The sequence below is a fragment of the Lysinibacillus sp. FSL R5-0849 genome (genome assembly GCF_038595075.1).
In the GTDB taxonomy this organism is placed as follows: Bacteria; Bacillota; Bacilli; order Bacillales_A; family Planococcaceae; genus Lysinibacillus; species Lysinibacillus fusiformis.
Window position 1 is genome coordinate 2,500,179 of sequence record NZ_CP152004.1, and the last position, 24,173, is coordinate 2,524,351.

The 24,173-nt window shown below is 38.8% G+C and carries 19 protein-coding genes and 1 other annotated feature; of the genes, 5 read left to right on the forward strand and 14 right to left on the reverse strand.

Going from position 1 to position 24,173, the window contains the following annotated elements:
• Positions 1 to 45: 45 nt before the first annotated feature.
• From MKY80_RS12185 to MKY80_RS12195, 3 genes are all read right to left on the reverse strand, one after another.
• Positions 46 to 702: an alpha/beta hydrolase gene (locus tag MKY80_RS12185; RefSeq protein ID WP_342533040.1), complete on the reverse strand. Its 657-nt coding sequence runs from the start codon at positions 700 to 702 to the stop codon at positions 46 to 48.
• Positions 703 to 798: 96 nt separating this feature from the next.
• Positions 799 to 3,987 (reverse strand): BTAD domain-containing putative transcriptional regulator, encoded by a 3,189-nt coding sequence (locus MKY80_RS12190; protein ID WP_342529442.1) that lies wholly within the window; start codon positions 3,985 to 3,987, stop codon positions 799 to 801.
• A gap of 143 nt (positions 3,988 to 4,130) precedes the next feature.
• Positions 4,131 to 5,111 (reverse strand): diaminopimelate dehydrogenase, encoded by a 981-nt coding sequence (locus tag MKY80_RS12195; protein ID WP_036126156.1) that lies wholly within the window; start codon positions 5,109 to 5,111, stop codon positions 4,131 to 4,133.
• Positions 5,112 to 5,394: 283 nt separating this feature from the next.
• Here MKY80_RS12195 and MKY80_RS12200 point away from each other — a divergent pair, with 283 nt between their 5' ends.
• Positions 5,395 to 5,709 (forward strand): hypothetical protein, encoded by a 315-nt coding sequence (locus MKY80_RS12200; RefSeq protein ID WP_008178700.1) that lies wholly within the window; start codon positions 5,395 to 5,397, stop codon positions 5,707 to 5,709.
• 59 nt (positions 5,710 to 5,768) lie between these two features.
• Here MKY80_RS12200 and yeiL read toward each other — a convergent pair whose 3' ends face one another.
• On the reverse strand, positions 5,769 to 6,431 hold the full coding sequence (gene yeiL / locus MKY80_RS12205; protein WP_008178698.1) for a transcriptional regulator YeiL: 663 nt from the start codon (positions 6,429 to 6,431) through the stop codon (positions 5,769 to 5,771).
• A 98-nt stretch (positions 6,432 to 6,529) separates the two neighbouring features.
• On the opposite strand from yeiL, the gene MKY80_RS12210 reads away from it, so the two are divergent.
• Positions 6,530 to 7,681: an MFS transporter gene (locus MKY80_RS12210; RefSeq protein ID WP_089987383.1), complete on the forward strand. Its 1,152-nt coding sequence runs from the start codon at positions 6,530 to 6,532 to the stop codon at positions 7,679 to 7,681.
• A 37-nt stretch (positions 7,682 to 7,718) separates the two neighbouring features.
• Here the strand turns inward: MKY80_RS12210 and MKY80_RS12215 are convergent, their stop codons facing one another.
• Both MKY80_RS12215 and MKY80_RS12220 read right to left on the reverse strand, forming a co-directional pair.
• Positions 7,719 to 8,894, reverse strand: coding sequence for an oxalate decarboxylase family bicupin (locus tag MKY80_RS12215; RefSeq protein WP_153062682.1), 1,176 nt, complete (start codon positions 8,892 to 8,894; stop codon positions 7,719 to 7,721).
• Between the two features lie 188 nt (positions 8,895 to 9,082).
• Complete coding sequence (locus MKY80_RS12220) at positions 9,083 to 10,519, reverse strand: PLP-dependent aminotransferase family protein (protein ID WP_342529448.1); 1,437 nt, start codon at positions 10,517 to 10,519, stop codon at positions 9,083 to 9,085.
• Positions 10,520 to 10,626: 107 nt separating this feature from the next.
• Between MKY80_RS12220 and MKY80_RS12225 the strand changes: the two genes are divergently transcribed.
• On the forward strand, positions 10,627 to 11,229 hold the full coding sequence (locus MKY80_RS12225; protein WP_107922621.1) for a LysE/ArgO family amino acid transporter: 603 nt from the start codon (positions 10,627 to 10,629) through the stop codon (positions 11,227 to 11,229).
• 41 nt (positions 11,230 to 11,270) lie between these two features.
• Here the strand turns inward: MKY80_RS12225 and ileS are convergent, their stop codons facing one another.
• From ileS to MKY80_RS12245, 4 genes are all read right to left on the reverse strand, one after another.
• Positions 11,271 to 14,363, reverse strand: coding sequence for an isoleucine--tRNA ligase (ileS, locus tag MKY80_RS12230; protein ID WP_342529450.1), 3,093 nt, complete (start codon positions 14,361 to 14,363; stop codon positions 11,271 to 11,273).
• A gap of 61 nt (positions 14,364 to 14,424) precedes the next feature.
• Positions 14,425 to 14,663: a binding site (T-box leader), on the reverse strand.
• A 59-nt stretch (positions 14,664 to 14,722) separates the two neighbouring features.
• The gene (locus MKY80_RS12235; protein ID WP_171364928.1) at positions 14,723 to 15,565 is read right to left on the reverse strand and encodes a DUF2785 domain-containing protein; all 843 of its coding nucleotides are present in this window, start codon (positions 15,563 to 15,565) and stop codon (positions 14,723 to 14,725) included.
• Positions 15,562 to 16,206, reverse strand: coding sequence for a hypothetical protein (locus MKY80_RS12240; RefSeq protein ID WP_342529454.1), 645 nt, complete (start codon positions 16,204 to 16,206; stop codon positions 15,562 to 15,564). The genes MKY80_RS12235 and MKY80_RS12240 overlap by 4 nt, the downstream gene beginning before the upstream one ends.
• 223 nt (positions 16,207 to 16,429) lie before the next feature.
• Positions 16,430 to 16,876: a winged helix-turn-helix transcriptional regulator gene (locus MKY80_RS12245; protein WP_171364930.1), complete on the reverse strand. Its 447-nt coding sequence runs from the start codon at positions 16,874 to 16,876 to the stop codon at positions 16,430 to 16,432.
• A 139-nt stretch (positions 16,877 to 17,015) separates the two neighbouring features.
• Between MKY80_RS12245 and MKY80_RS12250 the strand changes: the two genes are divergently transcribed.
• Positions 17,016 to 17,600: a DJ-1/PfpI family protein gene (locus tag MKY80_RS12250; protein ID WP_342529456.1), complete on the forward strand. Its 585-nt coding sequence runs from the start codon at positions 17,016 to 17,018 to the stop codon at positions 17,598 to 17,600.
• Between the two features lie 57 nt (positions 17,601 to 17,657).
• On the opposite strand, the gene MKY80_RS12255 is transcribed toward MKY80_RS12250, so the two are convergent.
• The 4 genes from MKY80_RS12255 to MKY80_RS12270 form a co-directional block, all read right to left on the reverse strand.
• Complete coding sequence (locus MKY80_RS12255; protein ID WP_342529458.1) at positions 17,658 to 19,337, reverse strand: S-layer homology domain-containing protein; 1,680 nt, start codon at positions 19,335 to 19,337, stop codon at positions 17,658 to 17,660.
• Positions 19,338 to 19,399: 62 nt separating this feature from the next.
• Complete coding sequence (gene acnA / locus MKY80_RS12260) at positions 19,400 to 22,105, reverse strand: aconitate hydratase AcnA (protein WP_008178676.1); 2,706 nt, start codon at positions 22,103 to 22,105, stop codon at positions 19,400 to 19,402.
• A 634-nt stretch (positions 22,106 to 22,739) separates the two neighbouring features.
• Entirely contained in the window at positions 22,740 to 23,090 is a 351-nt protein-coding gene (locus tag MKY80_RS12265) for an aconitate hydratase (RefSeq protein ID WP_170844214.1), read from the reverse strand.
• Between the two features lie 165 nt (positions 23,091 to 23,255).
• A complete protein-coding gene (locus MKY80_RS12270; RefSeq protein ID WP_170844215.1) occupies positions 23,256 to 23,402 on the reverse strand; it encodes a hypothetical protein in 147 nt (48 codons plus the stop codon).
• A gap of 145 nt (positions 23,403 to 23,547) precedes the next feature.
• Here MKY80_RS12270 and MKY80_RS12275 point away from each other — a divergent pair, with 145 nt between their 5' ends.
• Positions 23,548 to 24,156, forward strand: coding sequence for a hypothetical protein (locus tag MKY80_RS12275; RefSeq protein WP_342529462.1), 609 nt, complete (start codon positions 23,548 to 23,550; stop codon positions 24,154 to 24,156).
• Positions 24,157 to 24,173 lie beyond the last annotated feature (17 nt).

A 24,173-nucleotide genomic window follows, 5' to 3' on the forward strand; every position in this document is an offset into this window, starting at 1 on the left:
CCATTTAGTCGAAAATAATCCAGAGATATCCTTCCAGAAATTGTATTAAGTAATCTTCGGACAACTCCAAAGATTACTTTTTATAATGACTACTTTATTCATGCAAAAAGACCCTTTCAAAAGTAGAAAGAGTCTTTTATAGAAAAATGTTGAAATTAGCGTTTTGAGAACTGAGGTACACGACGAGCGCCACGTTCTAAATTCAAACCGATAAAAAAAGAAGACAAAAACGTTGAAAGTACAACATTTTTGTCTTTTATATTTTGGAGCTATTCTTTCGATACTCCCGACTGCATACTGTAATTTCTTACGTTGCTCCTTCTCTGGAATAATAAGAGGACAAATAAAGGCAGCCCCTAAAAGCCGCTCAGCTGACTTTCGCATAATTCCACGCGCTAAATAGCCCCCATAAGATTCACCCACCAGCAAGTAGGGTTCATCGGGAATCAGTGCTTGTATAAATTCATTGACCACTTCTAACATTTCATCTGAGTTTTGAATCGATGAATAGTTCGTAGTCTTACCCATCCCAGGAAGGTCAAAATAGATACGTTTCCACCCCTCTTGCTCTAAAAAAACCGGCTCCATACACCCCTTCATTAACCGATGATCAGGCGTAAAACCGTGTAGCATAATAATAGGTATTCCTGTTCCGATTATTTCATAGTAAATATTCGCTTTACTAGTCTGACAAAATGGCATTGTTGTACCTCCGAATATATGGTCTAAAATAAAGTTTTCTTTCACATTTGAATCATGAGTCCCCCACACTGAGTAAGCTTTTTTTGCCAACATTCTCTACCCCATAATCAAATCATAAACAGCCATTGTTGATTCCATTGGAGTAGTGTTCAATTCCTGCTGTAATTGTTGGACGCATTTTTCATACCATTTCAAGGCTAGTGAACGGTTTTGAAGTTGGTAATGACTATACATGAGCAGACGATACCCTTCCTCCCATAACGGGTCCTCTCGAACCATCCTCTCTGCGTAGCCAATAGTCTTTTTATACTGTTGCTGTCTTGTAGCGTTTTGAGCTAGGCGTTCAAGTACCTCAATATATAAATACTGTAGTTTTTCGCGATCCTGTGTCAGCCAGTCTAGTTGTTTTTTTTCCGCATATAATGCGTCCGTATAACTCGCTAGAGCTAATTGTAGCCATTCATTGGACAGCTCTGGATCAAATTCCTCCATGCCTAAATGGAAGTAATAATGAAAGCGTTCTACGTCAATTTGAAGAAAAGAGATATGCTGTAACTGATACATATTATTTTTCCGCTGAATAAAAAGGCTATCCTGTCTGGCATGTCGTTGTGGTTCCAGTACTTTTAGTAAGGTATTCAAAACCACTTTAAAATCCCGATCCAAGGACTCAACGCTCCGTTCAGGCCATAATGCTTGTGCAATTTCTTCCTTCGGTGTAAAGCGATGACGATGACAATACAAATACACGAATAACTCCTTTGCCTTATCACGCTGCCACTCTTTATCTTCAAGCTTTCGTTGTCCCCTTATTAGGCTTACGCTCCCGAAAAGTTGGAGCTGAATTTCGTCATGCGAGTAGCTCATACTATCTTCCGCCTGTAAAAATTGTCGCAGCCCAACGATGGCTGCATGCTCTTCACTACCGCATTGTTGACTGTATTGTAATAGCTCATAAAAAATCATTTGATTGCTTGGGCCAAGGATCATTTTCTTTTGCAGAAAATAATGATAGCCATTTGTCATGCACAATTGGGCGAACTGTTGAAATGAAGATTGAAATTGTTCGATTGACTTCTCTTGAAAGGCAATCACGGATTGATAAAATAAAACATGCATCAGCCCATTACGATCACCACATTCTTGAAACAGTTGCTGGGCTTTTATTAACAACTCCTTCGCCTGTGCCGTTTCATGCTGGGAAACATTGATTTTCACCTCTGCTAGGAGAATTAGCGCCGTCATCCAAGCATCTTGGACCTGTTCCGTTTCCTGTAAGCCAAGCGCTAAATATTTCTTAGCAGCTTCCATATCCCCTAGCATATGTTTGACGATGGCCAGTCCCATATATGGTTCTGCCTTAACCCGTGAGATGTTAATCGTATTCATTAATGTCAATGCTTTTTCATAGGCATGACAAGCCCCTTGATAATCTGGGTACTCCATTAATAACAAAGCATGTGCTTTTCGAATATAGCCAACAGCCTCAATGAAGACAGACTTTTCGCGTAAACCTCTCTGAATACCGTGCTGGGCCGCATACCAAGCATCCTTTCCTTCCCCTAACAATGTATAGACAAAAGCTGCTAACAATTCACTTTCACGATGAGTTGCGACGAGCTGAGGTGGTAATTCAAGCCGTTTTCCTAATAATTCTTTTGCCTCTTGCAACTGCCCTGTGCGCAGTAAGACACGTACATCGACATTGGCGCGTTGTACAACATCCTCTGGTAAAGCCACATTATCGATAAATAATTGTGCCCCCTTTGCCTTCCCTAAGTTTACTAAATTTTCAGCGTATTGACGTTGGAGCTCTACTAATTCTGTCTTCGGTAAGGGAGTATATTTGGCGAGCTCTAAAGCTTTTTCTAAATGAGGTTCTGCCAATGCTGGCTGAATTGTGTCTAAATAGATATGGGCTAATCCTGCTTGTGCTTTTGTCACATAAACATCATCCCGCTGCCGCTGTGCAATGGTTGCACATTTCTCATAGGATTGCTTAGCTTTTTCATAAAAAGCACGGTAGCGATGGCATTCTCCCTCAAAATAATATAATTTATAAAACTTTGTTTTTTCTTGTATGGTAAAGCGATTGATTTTTTCTAACAACCATTCGAATTGACCAGCTCGAATTAATGGCTCTGCATGGAGCTGTAAGAGCTCTCCGCAAAAATTGGGATCATTCGTTTTAAAGGCATGATAAAGGGCAGCTTGAACATTATGTTGATCCACATAAAACAACGCTGCTTGTTGATGAAGGTCATTATATTGATGCGGATACTGTTGCCATTTTATTTCTAAAAAACGACTAAACAACACGTGGAATCGATAAATGCCATCTGTTGTAGCGGGCTGAATAAATACGTGGCGTTGCGTGAATGGATTCAACATTTGTGCAAGTTCAGAGCCATAAAAATCCTCTAATAATTTTGCTGAAAAGTTTGGAAAAATCGCCAATTTTAAGATGACCTCTTGTTCAGTGAATGTCATCGTACTATAAACTTCTTCCGACAAATAGCGGAAGAGATCATTTGTCGGGATGGTTAGCCAATGATCTAAGGGAGCATGATGCCATTGCTCTGCTAGTAAAGAAATGCTAATAGCCCAACCTTCTGTCATTTCCAAAATCTTTGCGACTTCAGAGCTTGATAAATGCACATCTACATATTCTTCAAAAAATACAGCAATCTCCTCGTTTGAAAATGCTAGCTCCTTCTCTGTGATAACAAGTAATCTTTTTTGTAGCTTTAATTTCCTCGTAATATCCCAATTAGGTAATGTTCTAGAGGCGATAATGAAATGAACAGTTGGCGGCGCAAACTCAATGATTTTCTCCATTAAATAATTTATGTGAAATACATGATCGACGAGATGATAGTCATCTATAACAATTAGGAGCGGCTCATCCATGTTACATAAGCAATTGACAAACAGCTTATACCAGCGATTGAGCTCCTCCATTTTCGGAAAGCGAGATAATTGGTCCCATGTATCAAATGTCTGACCAAAATTAGGCACAATTCGTTGTACACTGAAAAAAAGATGCGTCAAAAAGGGTAAAATCGTATCATCTTCATCAGAAATACTGTACCAGGAAAATCGTCGAGATTCGTGGTACAGAAATTGAGTGAGGGTGGTCGTCTTGCCATACCCTGCCCCACTATGAATAAGTGTGCATGTATGCTGATGACTTTTTTTTAATGTTCTCATCAGTGACGCTCGATTAATACAATGCTTGGATGGATTTGGTGCTATACATTTGGATTGTATGATAATATCTGTCATGGAAACGATAACCTCCGTTTGTGTAAGGTTACAAAAATTCAGATTATTAAATTATTGACAGTTTACCATATTTTTATAGCTTTGATGGAAATAAATAAAAAACCCGACTATCAAATAATGATAATCGGGCTTTTGTTCTATGATTATAGTAATTCTTTACGTAATTCAGCAGCTGATTTTGGTGAAAGCAGACTGAATGGGATATCAAATACTGTTTTCGCCCCTTTATCACCAGCTTGGCTTAGACGGTGTGCTGCACGTGCATAAGCGACTAAAACACTAGACGTGAAGTTTGGATTACTTTCTAATTTTAATGAGAATTCAAGAATTTGTTTATCGTTTGCACCACTATCACCACTGCGGATCACAAAACCACCATGTGGCATACCTGTGTGGTTTGCTGTAAATTCTTCTTCAGAAATGAAGTTTACAGTTGTATTATATTCATCGAAGTAGTTAGGCATTGTCACAATTTCTTGTTCTACTTTTGCCGCATCTGCGCCGTCTTCTAGTACAACCCAGCATTCACGAGCATGTTTCTCACGTGTTGTTAGCTCTGGATTTTCACCGTTACGTACACGATCTACTGCTTCTTTAATTGGTAAAGTGTATTGCACAGCATTTTTAACGCCTTCAATACGACGAACTGCATCCGAGTGACCTTGACTTAGACCATCTCCCCAGAAAGTATACGTTGTACCAACTGGTAATACAGATTCACCTAATAGACGATTTAATGAGAATAAACCTGGATCCCAACCAACTGAGATGACAGATACTTTGCCAGACTTTTGAGCTGCTGCATCAACCGCATCGAAAAATTCAGGAATTTTCGCATGTGTATCGAAGCTATCAATTGTATTAAACCATTGAGCAAAATGTGGACCTTGCTCTGGTAAATCTGTTGCTGAGCCCCCACATAAAATCATAACATCAATGTCATTTTGGAATTTTTCAGCGTCCTCTACTAAATATACGCTCGCATTGCTAGCTACGTTTACTGTTGAAGGGTCTCGACGTGTGAACACCGCTACTACTTCCATATCTGGATTTTGTGATATAGCATACTCCACACCACGACCTAAATTTCCATAACCAACAATACCTACTCGAATTGCACTCATTAAAATTCCTCCTCACGATTACGCGACTTTGTGAATACCTTCACGTTAAATCTAACTACAATAATACTTCGTGTTAGAAAAATTCACAATAGTTTGAGTATGAGTTTTTTTGAAAGAATATATATCAGTTTTCTATGATTTTTATCCAATGATGGTATGAATACGGTTACAAATTACTAAATATTCCATGAACCTTTAAGTTTTCGTTAAAGCCTTGTAAATGACGGCTATTTTTCGAACCAGTCTTGTACAATAAATGTAACGACAAAAGGGGGCATGTTGAATGAAAAGTACTGGTTACTCATTAAGCACAACAACGGCACAAGGAGAACTACTTGCATTCCATATGACACAAAATTCTGTGGATCACAACAGTGAAGCGATTCAAACTGTAAGGAAACCGCTTGAAAGTTTTTCACCAAACAAACATTTATGTATCGGTGTTCTACCTTTTGACGTTTCGGAAGACACCTTAGACAAATCCATCCAAAAAAACAGGGTTAATGAAGTCGACTTTTATAATAGCGGTAAGGAAATTGCTCGCTGGCTCATAAAAAAAAGCGAATACAACAAATCTAGCCATGACTTCTTAACTTGAAGTCTGAAGAACAGTATTATCGAGTCTAGATCATGCTCCTCCTAATTTTAATTCCCCAACTACTGAATCTCCTGAGCCAATTGTGCGAGGCGTTTTTCATCAATAATATGGTAGCCAGTCTTGCGTTTCTCTAAAATTTTCTCCTCACAAAACTGAGCCAATACATATAATAAATGGCGATAGGAAACCCCTAAATACTCACAGATTTCTGTATGTTTTTCCTTATAGACACCCTGATCAGCCGATAATTGAATAAATGCTGCTAAACGACTTTCAAAAGGATATGCCTGATTTTGTGTATATTTGGAGGTCATTTTTGTTGCCTTTTCCCCTAAAAATACGCAAAGTCGGCGTAAAAATAATACATCAGCAAGTAACTTTTCCTTACATGACTGAGTAATGGAGTAACAAATTGTCTTCGTTACTGTTTGAATTCCCTTCGTATATCTTGCCTCATTTAACAATTCAATTTCTCCCATAAATAAAGGCCCCTCTAAATATTCGATAAGCGAAACCTTGCCATTCTTATGCGTCATATAAAGCTTCGCCTTGCCTTCAATCATGTAATACAATGTTTCTGGAAAGGAGCCTTCCTGGAAAATCCATTCTCCTTTATCAAATTCACAAACTTCTAAATAGGGATCAATATCAAATGAGAAAAAGTCATGGATCGGATATTTTTCGAGATAATGGGTGCGATTTTCTGCTGTTAGAATATGCATTTTTTACTCTCTCCTCTGAAAAATATGAGATATCTCACATTATTGTAGCGATGAACGTGCTATTATTCAACATAGTTAAATGGAGGTACGGTAAATTTATGAATAATCAACGATGGCTTTCTCAAAATTTCTTTACATTTTTTATTACTTGGGGCATATTCTTACCCTACTGGACAGGGTGGCTTGTGGATGCTAAACATCTGACTGTGTCGCAGGCAAGCGTTGTAATGGGCTGTGGGTTACTCGCCCGTGCCACGTCTAATCTTTTCTTCTTCCCTACGCTTGCTAAATATGTAAATAATAAACGACTCATTACCATTTTAGCAGTCGGTGCTCTTCTGACAGCACTGCTGTACATACCTAGTTCAGGCTTTAGTGCATTATTAGTTGTAACTATTTTATTTAGTATTTTTTACCCAGCACTGTTACCAGCTGTAGAAAGTAGTGCCGCAACGCTTGTCCAATATGGCAACATTCATTATGGTAAAAGCCGCTCCTATGGTTCCTTTGGCTTTGTTATTGCCGTATTAATTATTAGTATGCTAACAGGAGTATTCGGTAAAAACATTATCTTTTGGAGCATGATCATTGGTTTAATTGGCATGTTGCTTATGCAGCTATTCGCTACACCAAAGGAATTGCTACTTGTTCCGACAAAAGAGCAACGTGCAAAATCATTGTCCATGAAAACACTATGGAATATTAAAGGCTTCCCTATTGTCTTATTCATTGTTATTTTATTGCAAGGTGCACATGCCTCCTATTATAGCTACGGTTATATATACTTGGAAGACTTACATGTAGATCCATTTTATATGGGCATGATTATTAACATCGCGGTTATTTGTGAAATTTTATACTTTATGAAGGCCGATACATTATTTACGAAATGGCGTTCTTCTTCTTTATTACTGTTAGCAGCTAGCGGGTCTTCTCTTCGTTGGTTACTAATATTTATATTCCCAAATGTTTGGGTATTTATTGCCTCTCAAACTTTGCATGCGTTCTCCTTTGCTCTGGCACATTTTGCTTTTATTCGTTATCTAACGCAAACCCTACCAAAGGAGCAAATTCCAAACGCACAGGGTATATATTCTGCATTAGCGATGGGGTTAAGCACAGCCATCCTGACATTTTTGGGAGGCTATTTATACGAAATATCGCCTGGTTTGTCCTTTGCAGCTATGTTAATTTGTACCGTTCCAGCCATCGCTATATTGCTCATGACACGTAGCAAATATCAATATTAATATAAAACGCAGGTGAGAATTACTTCACCTGCGTTTTTCATTTCGGATAATAGGAAAATCCAGGATATTTCACCACAGGCCACTTTTCTTTTCTTAGCGCTTGTATTAGCTCCGGACCAACGTGTAGATTGCTTTGTACCAGTTCGATTGGTGTTAGCGCCATCCATTGATTTAAAGAGACGTCCTGGAAACGGTCACTTTTAAACATTTCTAAAAACCATAATGGCTCCGTACCCGTATTTTCAATATAGTGACCGGTCGCAAACGGCACATAGCCGACATCTCCTGCACGATAATCGAATGTTCGTGCAGTTCCATCCCCAGTGAATACCGTCATACGCCCTTTTCCTTGTAGATAATATTGCCATTCATCATTATTCGGATGCCAATGCAGCTCCCGCATTGCCCCAGGCTCAATTTCCACTAATGCTGCCGCAATATTTTTAGAGATTGGGAAATTGGTCGAATCAACAATACGGACACTGCCACCTGGTGTTTTCAAGGGTGGCTGAGCTAGTAAACGGTGCTTAAAGGTTTGTGGCACCTTACCATAGGGAGATTGAATTTTTTGCGAGTCAATCGATCCAGGAACATTGTCTTGATAAATATACACCTGTTCACTCGGAATATCGTCAAAGGCACTAATCGGTACACCAAAGTTCGCTGACAGCACTTCCTTTGGCGTATGAGCAAACCAATCAGAAATTGAAAGTGTATTGAGATCAGAGAAATTCCCATCATCAAAGACTAATAAAAATTCACAGCCACCCGCTAATCCCTGTATGGAATGAGGAATTCCTGGTGGAAAATACCACAAATCCCCTGGACCTACATCCGCAATAAAGTTACAGCCATTTTGATCGACTGCCGTAATACGCGCGTGCCCCAATAGCATATAAGACCACTCTGCCTGCTGATGCCAGTGTAGCTCACGTACGCCCCCCGGTGTCAAACTCATATTAACACCTGCCATTGTTGTCGCAATTGGTAATTCACGGACCGTAATTTCGCGCGACCAGCCCCCTTGATTCAAGGTCATATGCGTGTCTGAAAATGAAAATCGTAGGTTTGGAATCAAACCTGCATCTGTTGTCGGCGGCACCAGCATATCAGGATTTTCTAAATCTCGCATAATATCGCGTGGCCCTTTATCTATGCCTCCTGCCCCATCACTACGCATAGGCTGAGGCACCTGAAAATAACCTGACGACATATTTTCCAATTATTCACCTCTTTATGTTAGAAATCGAACTAAAATGCTATGATTCTCTAAAATGTATGGGTATACAGCTTGGATTATGCACTTTACTTTCAGGGACGGTTTTCACCTATTATTTCGTTTCACTGATTTTGAATTCAACTCTTACTTTTTGCAAACTGTGCAGCCATCATGTACGTGCGTTACAAAATATCCGTAGCCTCCATCACACATTCACGCAAAATTTCTAAGCCTTCCTCCAATTCCTCGTAGGTTGCATAGGCATAGGATAATCGAATATGATGCTGATCCTGAAGATCATAAATATAGCCTGGGTTAATTAAAACACGACGCTGTAATAGCTTGAGAAAGAAATCCTTATCGATAACAGGCTTGTGGAACTTAAGCCAAATGTAAAAGCCTCCCTTTGGCTTATGCCAGTCAGCCACCCCTCTAAATTTTTCCTGTAAAATTCGTTCTGTAAAATCAGCACGATTCTGTAATTGTTGACGTAAACGTATTAAATGTTTTTCATATTTTCCTGACCGTAGCCAATGCAGCACAATTTCTTGTGAAATAGCACTGGAGCCATAGTCTGTTTGCATTTTTATATCCGCTAATCGTTCAATAACTGTCGTTGGTCCAATTAGCCACCCAATGCGTAATCCAGGGCTTAAGGTTTTCGAGACACTACCAATATAAAGAACCTGTCCACTACTATCCATTGCCTTTATCGGTGGTAATGAGTCCTCAAAAAGCAATTCATGGTAAACATCATCCTCAATTATAGGAATGCGTTCTGCTTGGCAAACCTCATAGAGCTGCTTTTTTTCCAAAGATGTCCATACATAGTTAGTTGGATTATGCAAGGTAGGAATGGCATAAAACACGGCTTGTTTTTTTCGCTTCCTTTGAGACAGCGTCTGAGCAAGCTGTTCATCACGTTGTATCCCAATCATTTGCATTCCAACCGATTGAAAAGGATGAACAGAATTCAAATAGGAGGTTGGTTCCTGAAAGACGAAGGACCCTTGCTCTAATAAACCAACGGCAATTAGCTGTAAAGCTTGTAGTGCGCCAGAGACAATACAAACGTTCTGAGGCTCCGCTTCAATCCCTCGTTTCTTTACATAATCACAAATAGCTGCCCGGAGTTCGTCATTGCCCTGTGGGGATGAGTAGCCTAATGTTTTGGGCTGCAATGAAAGCTCCCTTAGGGAAGCTTCCATTTCCTCTGTTGGTAACAGACTCGGTGCTAGTTCTCCTGTTCCTAATCGAATCACATCATCTCGCTGCTCATATTCGTTAATTAATTGGATCGTATGGTAATTTGGCTTATGCAGGCTCGTTTCAATATAGTTTTGCCAGTTTGGCTGTGTTTGTTGAAGGAGAGCATGCCAGGAATTGCTTGTGACATAAACTCCTGAGCCTACCGTTGCTTCAAGGACGCCCATCGCCTTTAGTTCCTCTAAAGCCTGTTGAACTGTACTGCGATTCACGCCAAATTGCATGGCCAACTGTCTTTGAGTAGGTAGTTTGGTCCCTGCTGCCCAATCACCTCTTTCGACTTGTGCTGTTACCCATTGAACAATTTGTTGCTGTAATGTGCTGTCACTTTGTCTATTTGGCTGCCAGCTCATGGTCATCACCTTCCATTTAAAATTGGGTGGATAAAAAACCATCCAATTGGTCGTTTTCTTTTAGTTATACCATAGCTAAAATGAATAAAGAAAGGAGGGATTAATCGTTGGAAGCATTTTTTCATGGCATCATTTTAGCATTCGGTCTTATTTTGCCATTAGGTGTACAAAATGTTTTTGTTTTTTCACAAGGTGCTACACAGCCAACTATATGGCGCGCTCTGCCAGCAAGTGTGACAGCTGCTATTTGCGACACAATGTTAATTTTACTGGCGGTTTTTGGTCTATCATTAATCGTCCTACAATTTGACTGGTTACGTATTACCTTGATGTCGATTGGTATATTGTTCTTACTTTATATGGGCTATACGATTTGGCGCTCTAGTCCAGCAACTGCCGATCCGAGTGAAGCACTTCCCGTAAAAAAACAAATTCTTTTCGCACTTTCTGTGTCACTTCTGAATCCACATGCCATATTAGATACGATTGGGGTCATTGGCACAAGTGCCTTAAAATATAGTGGTACAGAGCAAATCATCTTCACTACGGCATGTGTCCTCATTTCTTGGCTATGGTTTTTCGGCCTTACTTTAACCGGAGCCTCTTTCCAAAAGCTCGATAGCTCTGGTAATCTGATGAGTATTTTTAATAAATGCTCAGCCATTTTTATTTGGGCAACAGCTTGTTATCTCGCTTTTGGCTTCCTGTAACCTACATAGAAAATGCTCAGGATTTCTCCTGAGCATTTCTTTTATAAGGAGACAAAAACCATGAGCTTTTCATCAAATAGCTCTGTTTCTGCCGATCTCCCCTCTGTCCGTTCTTCACCATAATGTATGGATTTGACTAATACATTGGCTTGTAATAACGCTTCATGCTGCTGAATGATGGAAAGTACCTCTTCACTACCGCGAAAGGCAATCGATATATATTGTTCAACAGACAGCTGCCACTTTTTACGAGAATCTTGGATGAACCGAATTAATTCTCGCATTTGCCCCTCTTGTAGCAAACTCTCGGTTAGTTGAACATTCATCAATACACGGCAAGTGCTATCTTCAGCTAAAATATAGTGGTCTTTCACAATCGCTTCAGCTATGACATGGCTTGATAACAAGTTTAGCTGCTGCCCTTCTAACATGATTGGTAATTCCGCATTTCGCTGTAGCTGTTCTTTCTCTTGATCCGTTAACGTCATCATATACGACTTTACTTGATTGACCTTTGAACCAAATGCTGCACCAGCTGTTTTAAAATTAAGCTTATATTGGATGCTTTCATATGCAGAGAAATCATGTGTCCATTTGCAAACTTTCATGTTTAATTCCTCTTGAATTAGCTCGCTATAGGCTTGATAATCTGTCAGCTCTCCAGATATGGCAACAATAAGCTCACTTAAGGGCTGTTTAACCTTCATCCCCTGACTATTACGAATACTCCTGCCAAGCTCTACAACTGTTAAAACCGTAGCCATTTCTTGTTCAAGCTGGTGATTCACTAGTTTTTCGTCGTAGATTGGATAGTCTTCTATATGCACACTCTTGCCTGTTAATTGTCGGTAAATATCCTCTGTGATAAAGGGTGTGAATGGTGCAAGTAATCGGCAAATGTTCGTTAAAACCTCATAAAGGGTACTAAATGCGCCCCGTTTATCCGCAGTCAGCCCATGTGCCCAAAATCTGGCACGGGATCGACGAATGTACCAATTACTTAGCTCTTCCATTAATTGTGCAATTTCCCTAGTTGCATGTGTAAATTGATATTCATCCATAGCAGTTGTCACAAGCTGGATTGTATGATGCAGTCGGGACAATATCCACTGATCTAAAGATGTTCGTGTACCAGTATTTGTAGCATCATACGTAAATTCATCAATGTTGGCATAGAGCTGATAAAACTTAAAGGTATTTTCCAATGTATCCACTAGCTTTGATTTAGCATCAACCACAATCTTTTTGGAAAAACGCTTTGGATTCCAAGGCGAGCTATCAACTAAAAACGCCCAACGTAATGCATCTGCTCCATATTGCTCTATTAGCTCTACAGGCTCTAAAGCATTGCCTTTACTTTTTGACATCTTTTGTCCATGTTCATCTAACACATGCCCTAATGATAACACCTGTTTATAAGCTGGCTTTCCTGTGAATAACGTCGATACCGCTAATAAGCTATAGAAAAAACCTCGAGTTTGGTCGATCCCCTCAATTACAACATCTGCTGGAAACTGATTGTGAAAAGTTTTAACATCTTCGAAAGGATAATGTTGCTGAGCAAAAGGCATTGAGCCGCTGTCAAACCATACATCAATTACCTCTGGTGTACGCGTCATATCCCCTTGACAAGTAGGACAAATACAAACAATTTCATCAATAAATGGTTTATGAAGCTCGATTTGTTGTTCGACATCTCCCTTGGCTAATTTTCTTAACGTTGCGATACTGTTGGGAGCCTCCTCATGCCCGCAATCCTGACAAATCCAGACATTCAACGGTGTACCCCAATAGCGGTTACGGCTTATATTCCAATCCACTATATTTTCTAGAAAATGGCCAAATCGACCGTCCTTAATATGATTAGGATACCAAGTCACTTGCTGATTGTTTTGTAATAACTGCTCTTTTAAAGCGGTCATTTTGATAAACCAGCTGTCCGTTGCATAGTACAATAATGGAGAATCACATCGCCAGCAATGCGGGTAGCTATGCTCATATTTTTCTTTACTAAATAAGAGCTCCTTTTTCGCAAGCATTTTTATAATGTCCACATCACAATCTTTCACAAAGCGTCCGACTAGCTCTGGCACCTCTTCTGTGTAACAGCCTTTCAGATCCACTACATTGACAAAGGACAAGCCATGCTGTTGAACTGTTTTATAATCGTCCTCCCCATACGCTGGAGCAATATGCACAATCCCTGTACCGCTATTCTCAGTGACATAATCAGCCATCACGACAACATGACCTGGATGAACAGTTACATATGAAAATAATGGTTGATACGACACACCAGCAAATTCCTGCCCAGTATGCTCACTTAAAATTTCCACAGCTTCAGTGAAAACCTTTGATACCAATGATTTGGCTAGAATAAACACTTGATCCCCTTGCTTTACTCGTACATATTGTAGAGATGGATTCATCGCCAATGCCACATTAGCAGGTAATGTCCATGGTGTTGTTGTCCAGCCTAAGAAGTATTCATCACGATCAGCAAGCTTAAACATGGCTGTGACAGATAAATCTTTCACATCCTTATAGCCCTGTGCTACTTCATGTGAGCTTAAGGATGTTTGACAACTCGGGCAATATGGTGAAACTCGATGCCCTTTATATAAAAGTTGTTCCTTATGAACACGGCTTAAAATATGCCACACTGATTCTATATAGTCATTACTTAATGTGAGATATGGATCATCCATATCCAGCCAATAGCCAAGCTGCTCTGTAAAGGAACGCCATTTCTGTTCGTAGGTAAAAACACTATTTTTACACGCTTGAATAAAACGCTCCACTCCATAATTCTCAATCTCCTGCTTCCCTGATATACCTAATGCCTTTTCTACACCTAGTTCTACAGGTAAACCATGTGTATCCCAGCCTGCTTTTCGTTCAACTAAATACCCTTGCATGGTTTTAAAGCGGGCCACTACATCTTTAATCGTTCTACCAAAGGCATGCCCGACATGTGGTAAACCATTTGCTGTTGGTGGTCCCTCATAAAATACAAAGGGTTGCTGTCCAGCTCGATTTGTGACGGAAGTTAAAAACGTTCCCTCTTGCTCCCACAATGCCCGTATCCGAGTTTCTCGTTCAAGCGTCGTTTCCTTCTTTTGTTCTGCTTTCATTTTATTTCCTCCTATACAATATTATTTTGTATAAAAGGCATACAAAAAACCCCGTCCCAAGGAAAGGGACGGGGTTAACCGCGAATACCACCCTAATTCTATTGACATCTTAGTCAATAGCACTCAGCAACGTACTATCATACGTGTTCTTTTTAACGGTAGACACCCGAGTTAGCTTACTATTTTCAGCCAACCTTCTCAGAGAGGATTTTCATGTAACACCTGCACACCGACTTCCACCAAATGTCGGCTCTCTGTAGAACAAAATGAAACATTACTTTTTCTCATCAACGAATTTGTATGCTTTTATTGTCACTCATCTTATCAAATTACCAATTGTCTGTCAACGGTGGACAATCTTAATTAATTTCATTTAGACAAGTGACAATGCTTTGATGTAAAGATGCATATTGAGCTTGGTGATTCGTTTGAATAAAAAAGCTCTTTAGCAATGTTTTACAATTAAACCTTATAATATAAAAATTCGCTTCATCCAATTGGTCTTTTAATGTCGATAAGGTTGCTGGCATTTGCTGTATTAATTGGACGACTTCATTTTGTGCTAATCCTCGCTCCAACATCGCAAAAATGGGCACTAACAGCCTTTCATCCTCATCATGGATAAAGATATAATGAGGCTGTAAATACATGGACCATAAGGCATGTAACATATCATCATAGGCAGTTTTCTTTATTTTAGGATTTTTCACAAGTTCATCCATCGCATCTGATACATGTGCCACACTATGCGCCCATCCCTTGCCAGGTACAAAGCCCCTTACATCCATTTCAGCTTTTACATAGGCCAGTAACTTTGTTTGACCTTCCTCTATGCTGTCCTGCGATAAAAAGTTATCCTTTAAATCTCTTGCTAATATAAGCGCTACTAATAAAGTCGTAAAGGAACGAGTAAAGACCCCATCTGATTCCTCTTCCTCAATACCATTCAGTAATAAATGATCCAAACAATAATGCCATAGCTTAGTCAAGCAACGATGATCCAGCAGATTTTTTTCTAGTATCCATTCATAGAAGCTACTATAAATATAAGTATCTCTTAGTTCACTGTCAGTAGAGCCGATATGGGCTAGCATAGACTGTAAAAGCTGTTCTTGATTCACTTGTTCCCATGCTGTTTGACCTTGTTTTATTGCGCTTAGCTTATCCTTTAAATCCCCTGCTATCAATATATTCTGTATCAATTGTCAGACTCCCCTTTGTTCATTATTGTTATGTTCTCACTGTAGAGCCCATCTAACTTCCAACCATCGTAAAAACGGACATATGTAAATTCCTTTTGCCAATTGTCCATGTGCACTATTACCTTGCTACGCCAAGGTAATGTGGAAGCAACTATTTTCCCCTTGCGAACCTCAGCTATATCATCTGCTACACCCAGAAGTGTGGAAGGCGCAATTGTGTGGTGCATCAAATAATCCTGACGATCTGGATTTGACTCAATCTCCGCCATTACCTGTCGATGAAAAGCAATAACCTGGTGATTTGCCTGAAATAGTGAATAGACTAGAGTACCACCGAATAGAACCATGAAGGACCCTACAATAAGTACATATTTCTTCTTCAAACCTATGTAAAAAGCCCAATTCTTTTCTTTATTGAATAAATGAATATACATTGCAATACTTAAGGGCCACAAAAATAGTAACTGCCAACATAGGACTACCCAAAACAATTCTCCAAACGAAACAAAATATCGAATGCCTAAGTAATTGAAAATCCATAATGGCATCGACCAACGCCAAGTGGATTCTTCCTGTGGCTTACTTTTCAAATAAATGAGTAGGAGTGGCAGGCTTAGGAAAAAAGCAGTCGCATTGTCCAATAGAGCAAATATCAACTCATCAAACCTTTCACTAGAAAATTATTACAACTATTGTAACTGAATCCAGCAAAGAAGAAAAGCTTGGCTACAAACAAAAAAGAGCCTGCTATTTAAAACAGACTCCCTTATTGAAAATTGTTAGTCGATACTGCTTTGCCAATCGTCTCGCTATAGGGCACTTCCACTCAATCACCCTTTCAAAACAGCCGATGTCTCATGAAGCTTACATATTATCGTTAAGACCCGTAAATGGCGTGATCACCTTTTTTTCATTTGAAGATAATACGATATTCGTGGAGGGTGTACCATAGGGCATGGTCGCATCAATAAATTGCTCTAATGTTTCTACTGAATAGGTTGCCAGTTTAACAATATAGCTGATTTCCCCTGCTACACGATAACATTCAAGAACATCCGGGTGGCTATTACAAAAAGCAGATAGGCTTTTACAATCGATGGATTTAAATAAAATAATTGCCTGAATGGTACGCTCCATTTTTTTGATGTTCACTTTAGCGTGATATCCTTCAATCACACCCTGTTCCTCGAGTTTTTTGACGCGTTCAATTACTGCAGGAGAAGATAAATGAACGGTAGCGGCTAATTCCTTCATCGAGATTTTGGCATTCTGCTGTAACTGCTGTAAAATTTGAGTATCAATTTGATCCACCATTAATCACCTTTCTTAATCAAGTTCTTTTCGTATAATTCCTGTTTTAATAAGGAGATTTATCTAAAATACATTATACAGCTTCTGTTTTTGGTTGGCTTCTTTGATTACAATAAAAGCATAAAGGAGGCAGAAACAAATGAAAAAAATAATGTTACTTTTAGCAAATGGCTTTGAGGCTGTGGAAGCAAGTGTTTTTACAGATGTACTAGGTTGGAATAAATGGGAGGGTGATGGATCAACAGAGGTTGTCACTGTAGGATTACATACACAGCTTCAATGCACATGGAATTTTAAGGTCGCTCCTGAAAAATTACTCCATAACATTGATTTAGCAGACTTTGAGGCTTTGGCTATCCCAGGTGGCTTTGAGGAAGCGGGCTTTTATGAGGATGCCTTTAGCGAGGAATTTCAAACGGTTGTCCGGCATTTTCATGAACAGCAAAAGCCAATTGCAACGATCTGTGTAGCTTCCTTAATATTGGGACATAGTGGTATACTCCACAATCGTCAGGCAACAACCTATAACCATCCAACTAGTAAACGATTAGCACAGTTAGAAAGCTACGGTGCGATTATTGTCAACGAGCGAATTGTGCAAACAGATCATATTATTACTTCCTCCAACCCAGGAACAGCCTTTGATGTAGCCTTTCGCTTACTAGAAACACTGACATCTACCACCAATACAGCAAGAGTAAAAGACCTAATGGGTTTTCATTAATTGATAAAAAAGTAGGCTACGCCATGTATTTGGCGTAACCTACTTTTAAATTCACTATTATTTGCTTACTGGTGGCACTGTTTCAGGTGTGCTTAAATCGATTTCCTTCGCATTGTCTAGCACATCTTTTGGAATTGTAATTGTCGTCACTGCATTGAAATCATGATATTTGATACTCATTTGCTGTTTTGTTTTAATCGTATTGCCTTCTACTTTCATGCTTAATGACATATCCATAGCAATCTCTTCAACATTAAATGTCTTTTTATTAATCACTAATTTGTAAGTAAGGCTATCAAAAGACATATTGCCTAATTGTCCATCCAAATCAGCATCCATTCCTAAATCCATGGCACCAATTTGCTGCTTCACCAACTCTGTGAATTTATCACCAGAACCTTTCAAGGTTAATTCATAACGGTCTGCTGTTTCCTTTAAAGTGAAATCCTCAGCAAATGATTGAAGCATCTCTAATTGTTCCGCTGCATCTGGCTGCATGCCTGTTTGACTGAGAACATCTTCAAATAATTGTTTCGGGAATTTTACCCAAGCCTTCTGCTCTGCCTCATACATATACATACCATCTTTAGCCGTCATATACATTTTAATTGGCAAATTAATCGCTTCACCGCTTGTTGGCTCTGTTAATGACATCGTACCATCTGCAAAGAATTGCATCGGTTCTGTAACAATCTCCATCTTCATATTGCCTTTAGAATCCATTTTCATGGTTTCCTGACCATCTTTTGCTTCTACTGACTGCGACATTGTCATTGTAGCCTTCATGCTTTTTAATTCTTTTTGCTTAGCTAATGCTTTCGTGAACACTTCTTCTAGTAAAGCATGATCGTTTGCTTCAGGCTTTTCTTCCGTTACCGGCTCCTTATCTTCCCCAGTTGAAGGCTGTTCTAAGCCTAAGGCGTTAACAATAAATGTCGCTAACTGACCACGCGTTACATTTTTATCCACCCCGAATTCTGTTGCCGTCACGCCCTTCGCAATTCCTGCTTCATGCAATGCCGTTACAGCATCTGCAAATGGACTAGTTTGAGGTACATCCGTAAATGGACTTTTTCCTTCTGCTGTTAAGCCTGTTGCCTGTGCCACCATAACCGCCATCTGTCCACGCGTAATCGTCTCATCAGGTCTGAAAGTATCATCCTCATAGCCATTTACAACACCTAAATTAACCAATGTAACAATCGCCTTATAGTATGGACTAGTTGAATCGACATCCTTGAAATTCGGATTTTCTACATCCGTTGTTGTAAGATCGAAAGCCACCGCAATCATCTTCACTGCTTGTCCGCGTGTTACATCCTGTGTTGGTTTAAATGTTCCATCCGGAAAACCATTAATTATATCAGCTGCATATAATGTTGAAATACTTTTATAATGTGCATAATCTTCACTTACATCTTTAAATGGACTAGCTGCCGATGCAGGTACAACAGCAACCGCCGTAATGGCCACCGCCGAAGTTGCCGCCATAAAAAACTTACTTTTTTTCTTTGTCATGATAACTCTTCCCCCATTTATGTAAAAATTTAAAGGCTTACCCTTTAATTTTATATAAACATTTGGGAAAATGCTATGTATTTGGAAATTTTCAAGCTTATTGGTTTTTCTCTCTGTCACATTTAGGGCTTTATCCGTCACTTTTGCCCCGCTATCCGTCACTTTCTCCGTTTTATCCGTCACTTTGGCTGTTCTCTCCTTTTCTCTCCATGACTTCATAAGGATTTCATGAGCAAACAAAAAAGCCGACCTCCTAAGAGATCGGCTTGTGAATGTTATGATTACTCAGCAGCTTTTGCGCGTAGAACCATTTGTAGGATACCACCATGACGGTAGTAGTCTACTTCTACTTCTGAGTCGAAACGAGCTAAAGCTTGGAAAGTTTTAACTGTGCCGTCTTCAGATTTAGCAGTTACTGTTAAGATTTCACGTGGTTTCACGTTATCAGTAATGTTTACAGAGATTTCTTCTTTACCAGTTAAGCCTAGAGTTTCAGCAGATTCACCTGGCATGAATTGAAGTGGAAGAACACCCATCATTACTAAGTTAGAACGGTGGATACGCTCGTAAGATTGTGCGATAACAGTTTTCACGCCAAGTAGGAATGTACCTTTCGCAGCCCAGTCACGAGAAGAACCCATACCGTAGTCGTTACCAGCAAGTACGACTAAGCCAGTACCTTGCTCTTGGTATTTCATACATGCGTCATAGATGTACTCTACGTCGCCTGTTGGCCAGTAAGTAGTGAATCCACCTTCTGTACCTGGAGCAACTTGGTTACGGATACGGATGTTTGCAAATGTACCACGCATCATTACTTCGTGGTTACCACGACGAGAACCGTAAGAGTTGAAGTCACGGATAGCAACACCGTTTTCAATTAAATATTTACCTGCAGGTGTATCTTTACCGATGGCACCAGCTGGAGAAATATGGTCAGTTGTGATTGAGTCACCGAACTTCGCCATAATGCGTAAGCCGTCTAAGCCTTTGATAGCTTCTGGCTCTTTTGCAAGACCTTGGAAGAATGGTGGGTTTTGGATGTAAGTTGATTTATCATCAAATGTATATAGAGACTCAGTTGATGTTTCAATTGCATTCCATTTTTCGTTCGCTGTGAATACAGTTTCGTATTCTTTTTGGAATAATTCACGGTTAACTACAGTACCTAATACTGCGTTAACTTCTTCAGTTGAAGGCCAGATATCAGCGAAGAATACTTCGTTGCCATCTTTGTCTTTACCAAATGAATCTTTTTGTAGGTCAACATCCACTGTACCAGCAAGTGCATAAGCAACAACAAGTGGTGGAGAAGCTAAGTAGTTAGCTTTTACAAGTGGGTGTACACGACCTTCGAAGTTACGGTTACCAGAAAGAACTGATGTTACGAATAAGTCATTTTCTTTAATTGCATCTTCGATTTCAGGTAATAATGGACCTGAGTTACCGATACATGTTGTACAACCGTAACCTACAGTGTTGAAACCGATTTGGTCAAGGTAAGTTTGTAAACCTGAATCTTCAAGGTAACCAGTTACAACTTTAGAACCTGGTGCTAAAGAAGTTTTAACCCATTTAGGTACTGTTAGACCTTTTTCTACAGCTTTTTTCGCTACTAAGCCCGCAGCAATTAATACGTATGGATTAGATGTATTTGTACAAGAAGTGATCGCAGCGATTGCAACAGCACCTGTTGGAATTTCTACATCGCCTTCAGCGAATTTTGCTACAGATGTTTTTGCGAATTCATCTTCTGTTAAACCGAAACCTTGTGTACCTTGTGGTGCCACTACTGCTTCTTTGTAACGAGAACGCATTTGAGATAGTGGAATTAAGTCTTGTGGACGTTTTGGACCAGAAAGGTTTGGTTCGATTTCAGCTAAGTTTACTTCTAATACATCAGTGTAAACTGGCTCTAAAGTTGGATCGAAGAACATGTGGTTAGACTTTAAGTAAGATTCTACAACCGCGATGTGCTCTTCGTCACGACCAGTTAAACGCATGTAGTTTAATGATTCTTCGTCAATTGCGAAGTAACCACATGTAGCACCATATTCAGGAGCCATGTTTGAGATTGTCGCACGGTCAGCTAGTGGTAATTTAGATACGCCAGGTCCGAAGAACTCAACGAATTTACCAACTACGCCACGTTGACGTAATACTTGTGTTACTTTTAATGCTAAGTCAGTAGCAGTAGTTCCGTTTGGAAGGTCGCCCACTAATTTAACACCGATAACTTCTGGAATTGGGAAGTATGAAGGTTGACCAAGCATACCTGCTTCAGCTTCGATACCACCTACGCCCCATCCAAGAACGCCAATTCCGTTGATCATAGTTGTATGAGAGTCAGTACCTACTACTGAATCTGGGAATGTTTCGAATGTGCCATCAGCATTTTCGTTTACGTGTACAACTGGAGCTAAGTACTCTAAGTTTACTTGGTGAACGATACCTGTTGCTGGTGGTACAGCACGGAAGTTATTGTAAGCAGTTTGAGCCCATTTTAAGAAGTTATAACGCTCAGCGTTACGTTCAAACTCTAGGTCCATGTTTGCTTGTAGTGCAGATGCATTACCGTATTTGTCAACTTGTACTGAGTGGTCAATTACAAGGTCAACTGGAATAGCAGGGTTGATTTTGCTTGGGTCGCCGCCCATTTCCTTCATTGCTGAACGAAGAGATGCAAGGTCAACAACTACTGGTACACCAGTAAAGTCTTGTAATACAACGCGAGAAGGCTTGAATGGTACTTCTGCTTCTGGATCAGCACCATTGCCCCATTTTGCTAATTCGTTTACGTGCTCTTCTTTAATTACATATGCATCATATTGACGTAAAACAGATTCTAATAAAACTTTAATTGAGTAAGGAAGGTTTGAAACTTTTGCAACGCCAGCTTTTTCAATCGCAGCTAAATCATAGTAATTGTAAGTTTTACCATTTACTTCGAATGATGCGCGGCTGTTGTGTAAATTACCTTGTGCCATTTGCGGATCCCCCTAAATATATCTTTTTGAAAAGGCTTTATAAAAGTGTAGCATCTTTTCTCCAATACCCATGATAACGCATTTATATTCATAAGTAAATTACATTAATATTATCTTTTTTGATAAGCATAACTTATGACCTTGGTTGCTATCCTGATGTTTTTATTTTTTTGATGTGCATAATATCAAGGTTTTGTTTTTATGAGTGTTTCTATACCTTTCTAACTAAGTGTATTTAAATGTATTTAACTGGGGCACTTTGTGGGGCACTTGCTGGGGTACTCGTAGTTTTTTTAAAAAAAGGTACCCCAGTTAGTAAAATGAAAATGTAAAAAAGTGTGGTCAGTACTTTTTTATATAATATAGAAGAAAAAATTTAAAGTGCTTAAAGTTAATATTATTTCTTTGCCACATCCTGTGGCATTTTTTTATGTACTGACAACATCCCACAATATCGATACAATTTTATTATTACAAATAACTAACAAGAGCGTAAATACATTTGGAGAAATTCTTTTTTAATTCAACACTTTTTATTTTTATTTCTCTATTACTTAGCGTGATGTGTAGACTCTTCCGAGAATAATACCTATAAATTTTACCAGGTACTGATTTTCATTTTAAAGCGTGATTTTTATTTTAATGACTGATTAATAATTTTTCTACTTGTTTTTTCTACTTGTGTTTTAAGAGCCATATTAGCATACCTGAGTACAACATCATTACCAGCTGTTGCAATTTGGACATCACTAAAATACTCGTCAATCTTCTCTATCCTTACTAACCTTATTTTGTCTTTTACCAATAATCTTTTTGAATGGTAATAATCTTGGGTTATGTCTTTTAGTAATTTTTCGAGGATGGGTAAATAAACTTTACTCATTTTCAAATTTTCAATTACTGAGAAATCACGTTGTAATGATTGAACTGCCATTTCTAGAATTAAAAATTTATGAAATAGTCGCCGTTGTTCAGGATTCAACATACAACTCCATCCCCTCAATAAGAACATTCGTTTGTATTTTGACAAGATAAAATTTCTGGAAATAAAAAATGCTATCGTATTTGATAACCTTTAAAATCTTTCTTTGAAATTTACAGCTATAATATTCTCATCTCTATGGACCATTCTGATTACGTTGTAACCCTGTTATTTTAAAAGGTATAGAGCTACATCATCTGTTAGTGCTTCATGTTCTTCGTGAGTTAAATGCAGGCTTGATAAACCTATAATTGGTACATTATCAGGCTTACGTTTGAATAAAAATTTCACTGGCACTATTACTTCATAGCTCATAATCTTCACCCCTTTTTATAGATGTTTCTACATTTTAGGTTAATTCCCTTCAATAAAATCGATGACCCACTTTTATTTCTATGTACAAAACATATCTAATTACCTAAAATGGAAATAGTAGTTAGATATATTGAGGTGAATAAAAATGAATAATTGTCCTAATTGTTTAGCCAGTAATCCTTTTAAGAAAGTATATAGAGATGGTTTAGTATTTGTGAAATGTGAATTTTGTAATACGATTTTTGAAGATACTTCAACGAGAAAAACTAGAGAATCTAGAGAATTATCAGGGAGTATACGAAACGAAGTCCAAAACAAAGCCCCAACCGAAACAGATTTTCTCTCGTTTGGAATGTTCACTGTGATGAAAAAAATAGCAATTGTCGTTGCACTTGCATTAGTAGTAGCTGTAGGAACATTTTATATATATACCAATATTATAGACTCAAGATATGAAAAAGAAGAATTCTTATATGGTTTTCCAGTACCAAAAGATGTGGAGATAAAATCTAAAGGCAAAATTGGTTCAGTAAGTTCATATATAATAACATGGGATAGAATTTCTGGTAAAAGAATCCCAATCGATTATAAACTTATTATAATGAAGAATGGGTGGAAAATTAAAAAGGAAGGAGATTCCGAATTAGACGGAATTGCATACCATGCAGTTAAATATAAAAAAGGGGATGTTTTTGTTTCAATGGTTATCAGGGATCCTGATTCCTTAACTTTTACAGGCGTATCAGTTAATTGAAAATAATGTAGAAGAAT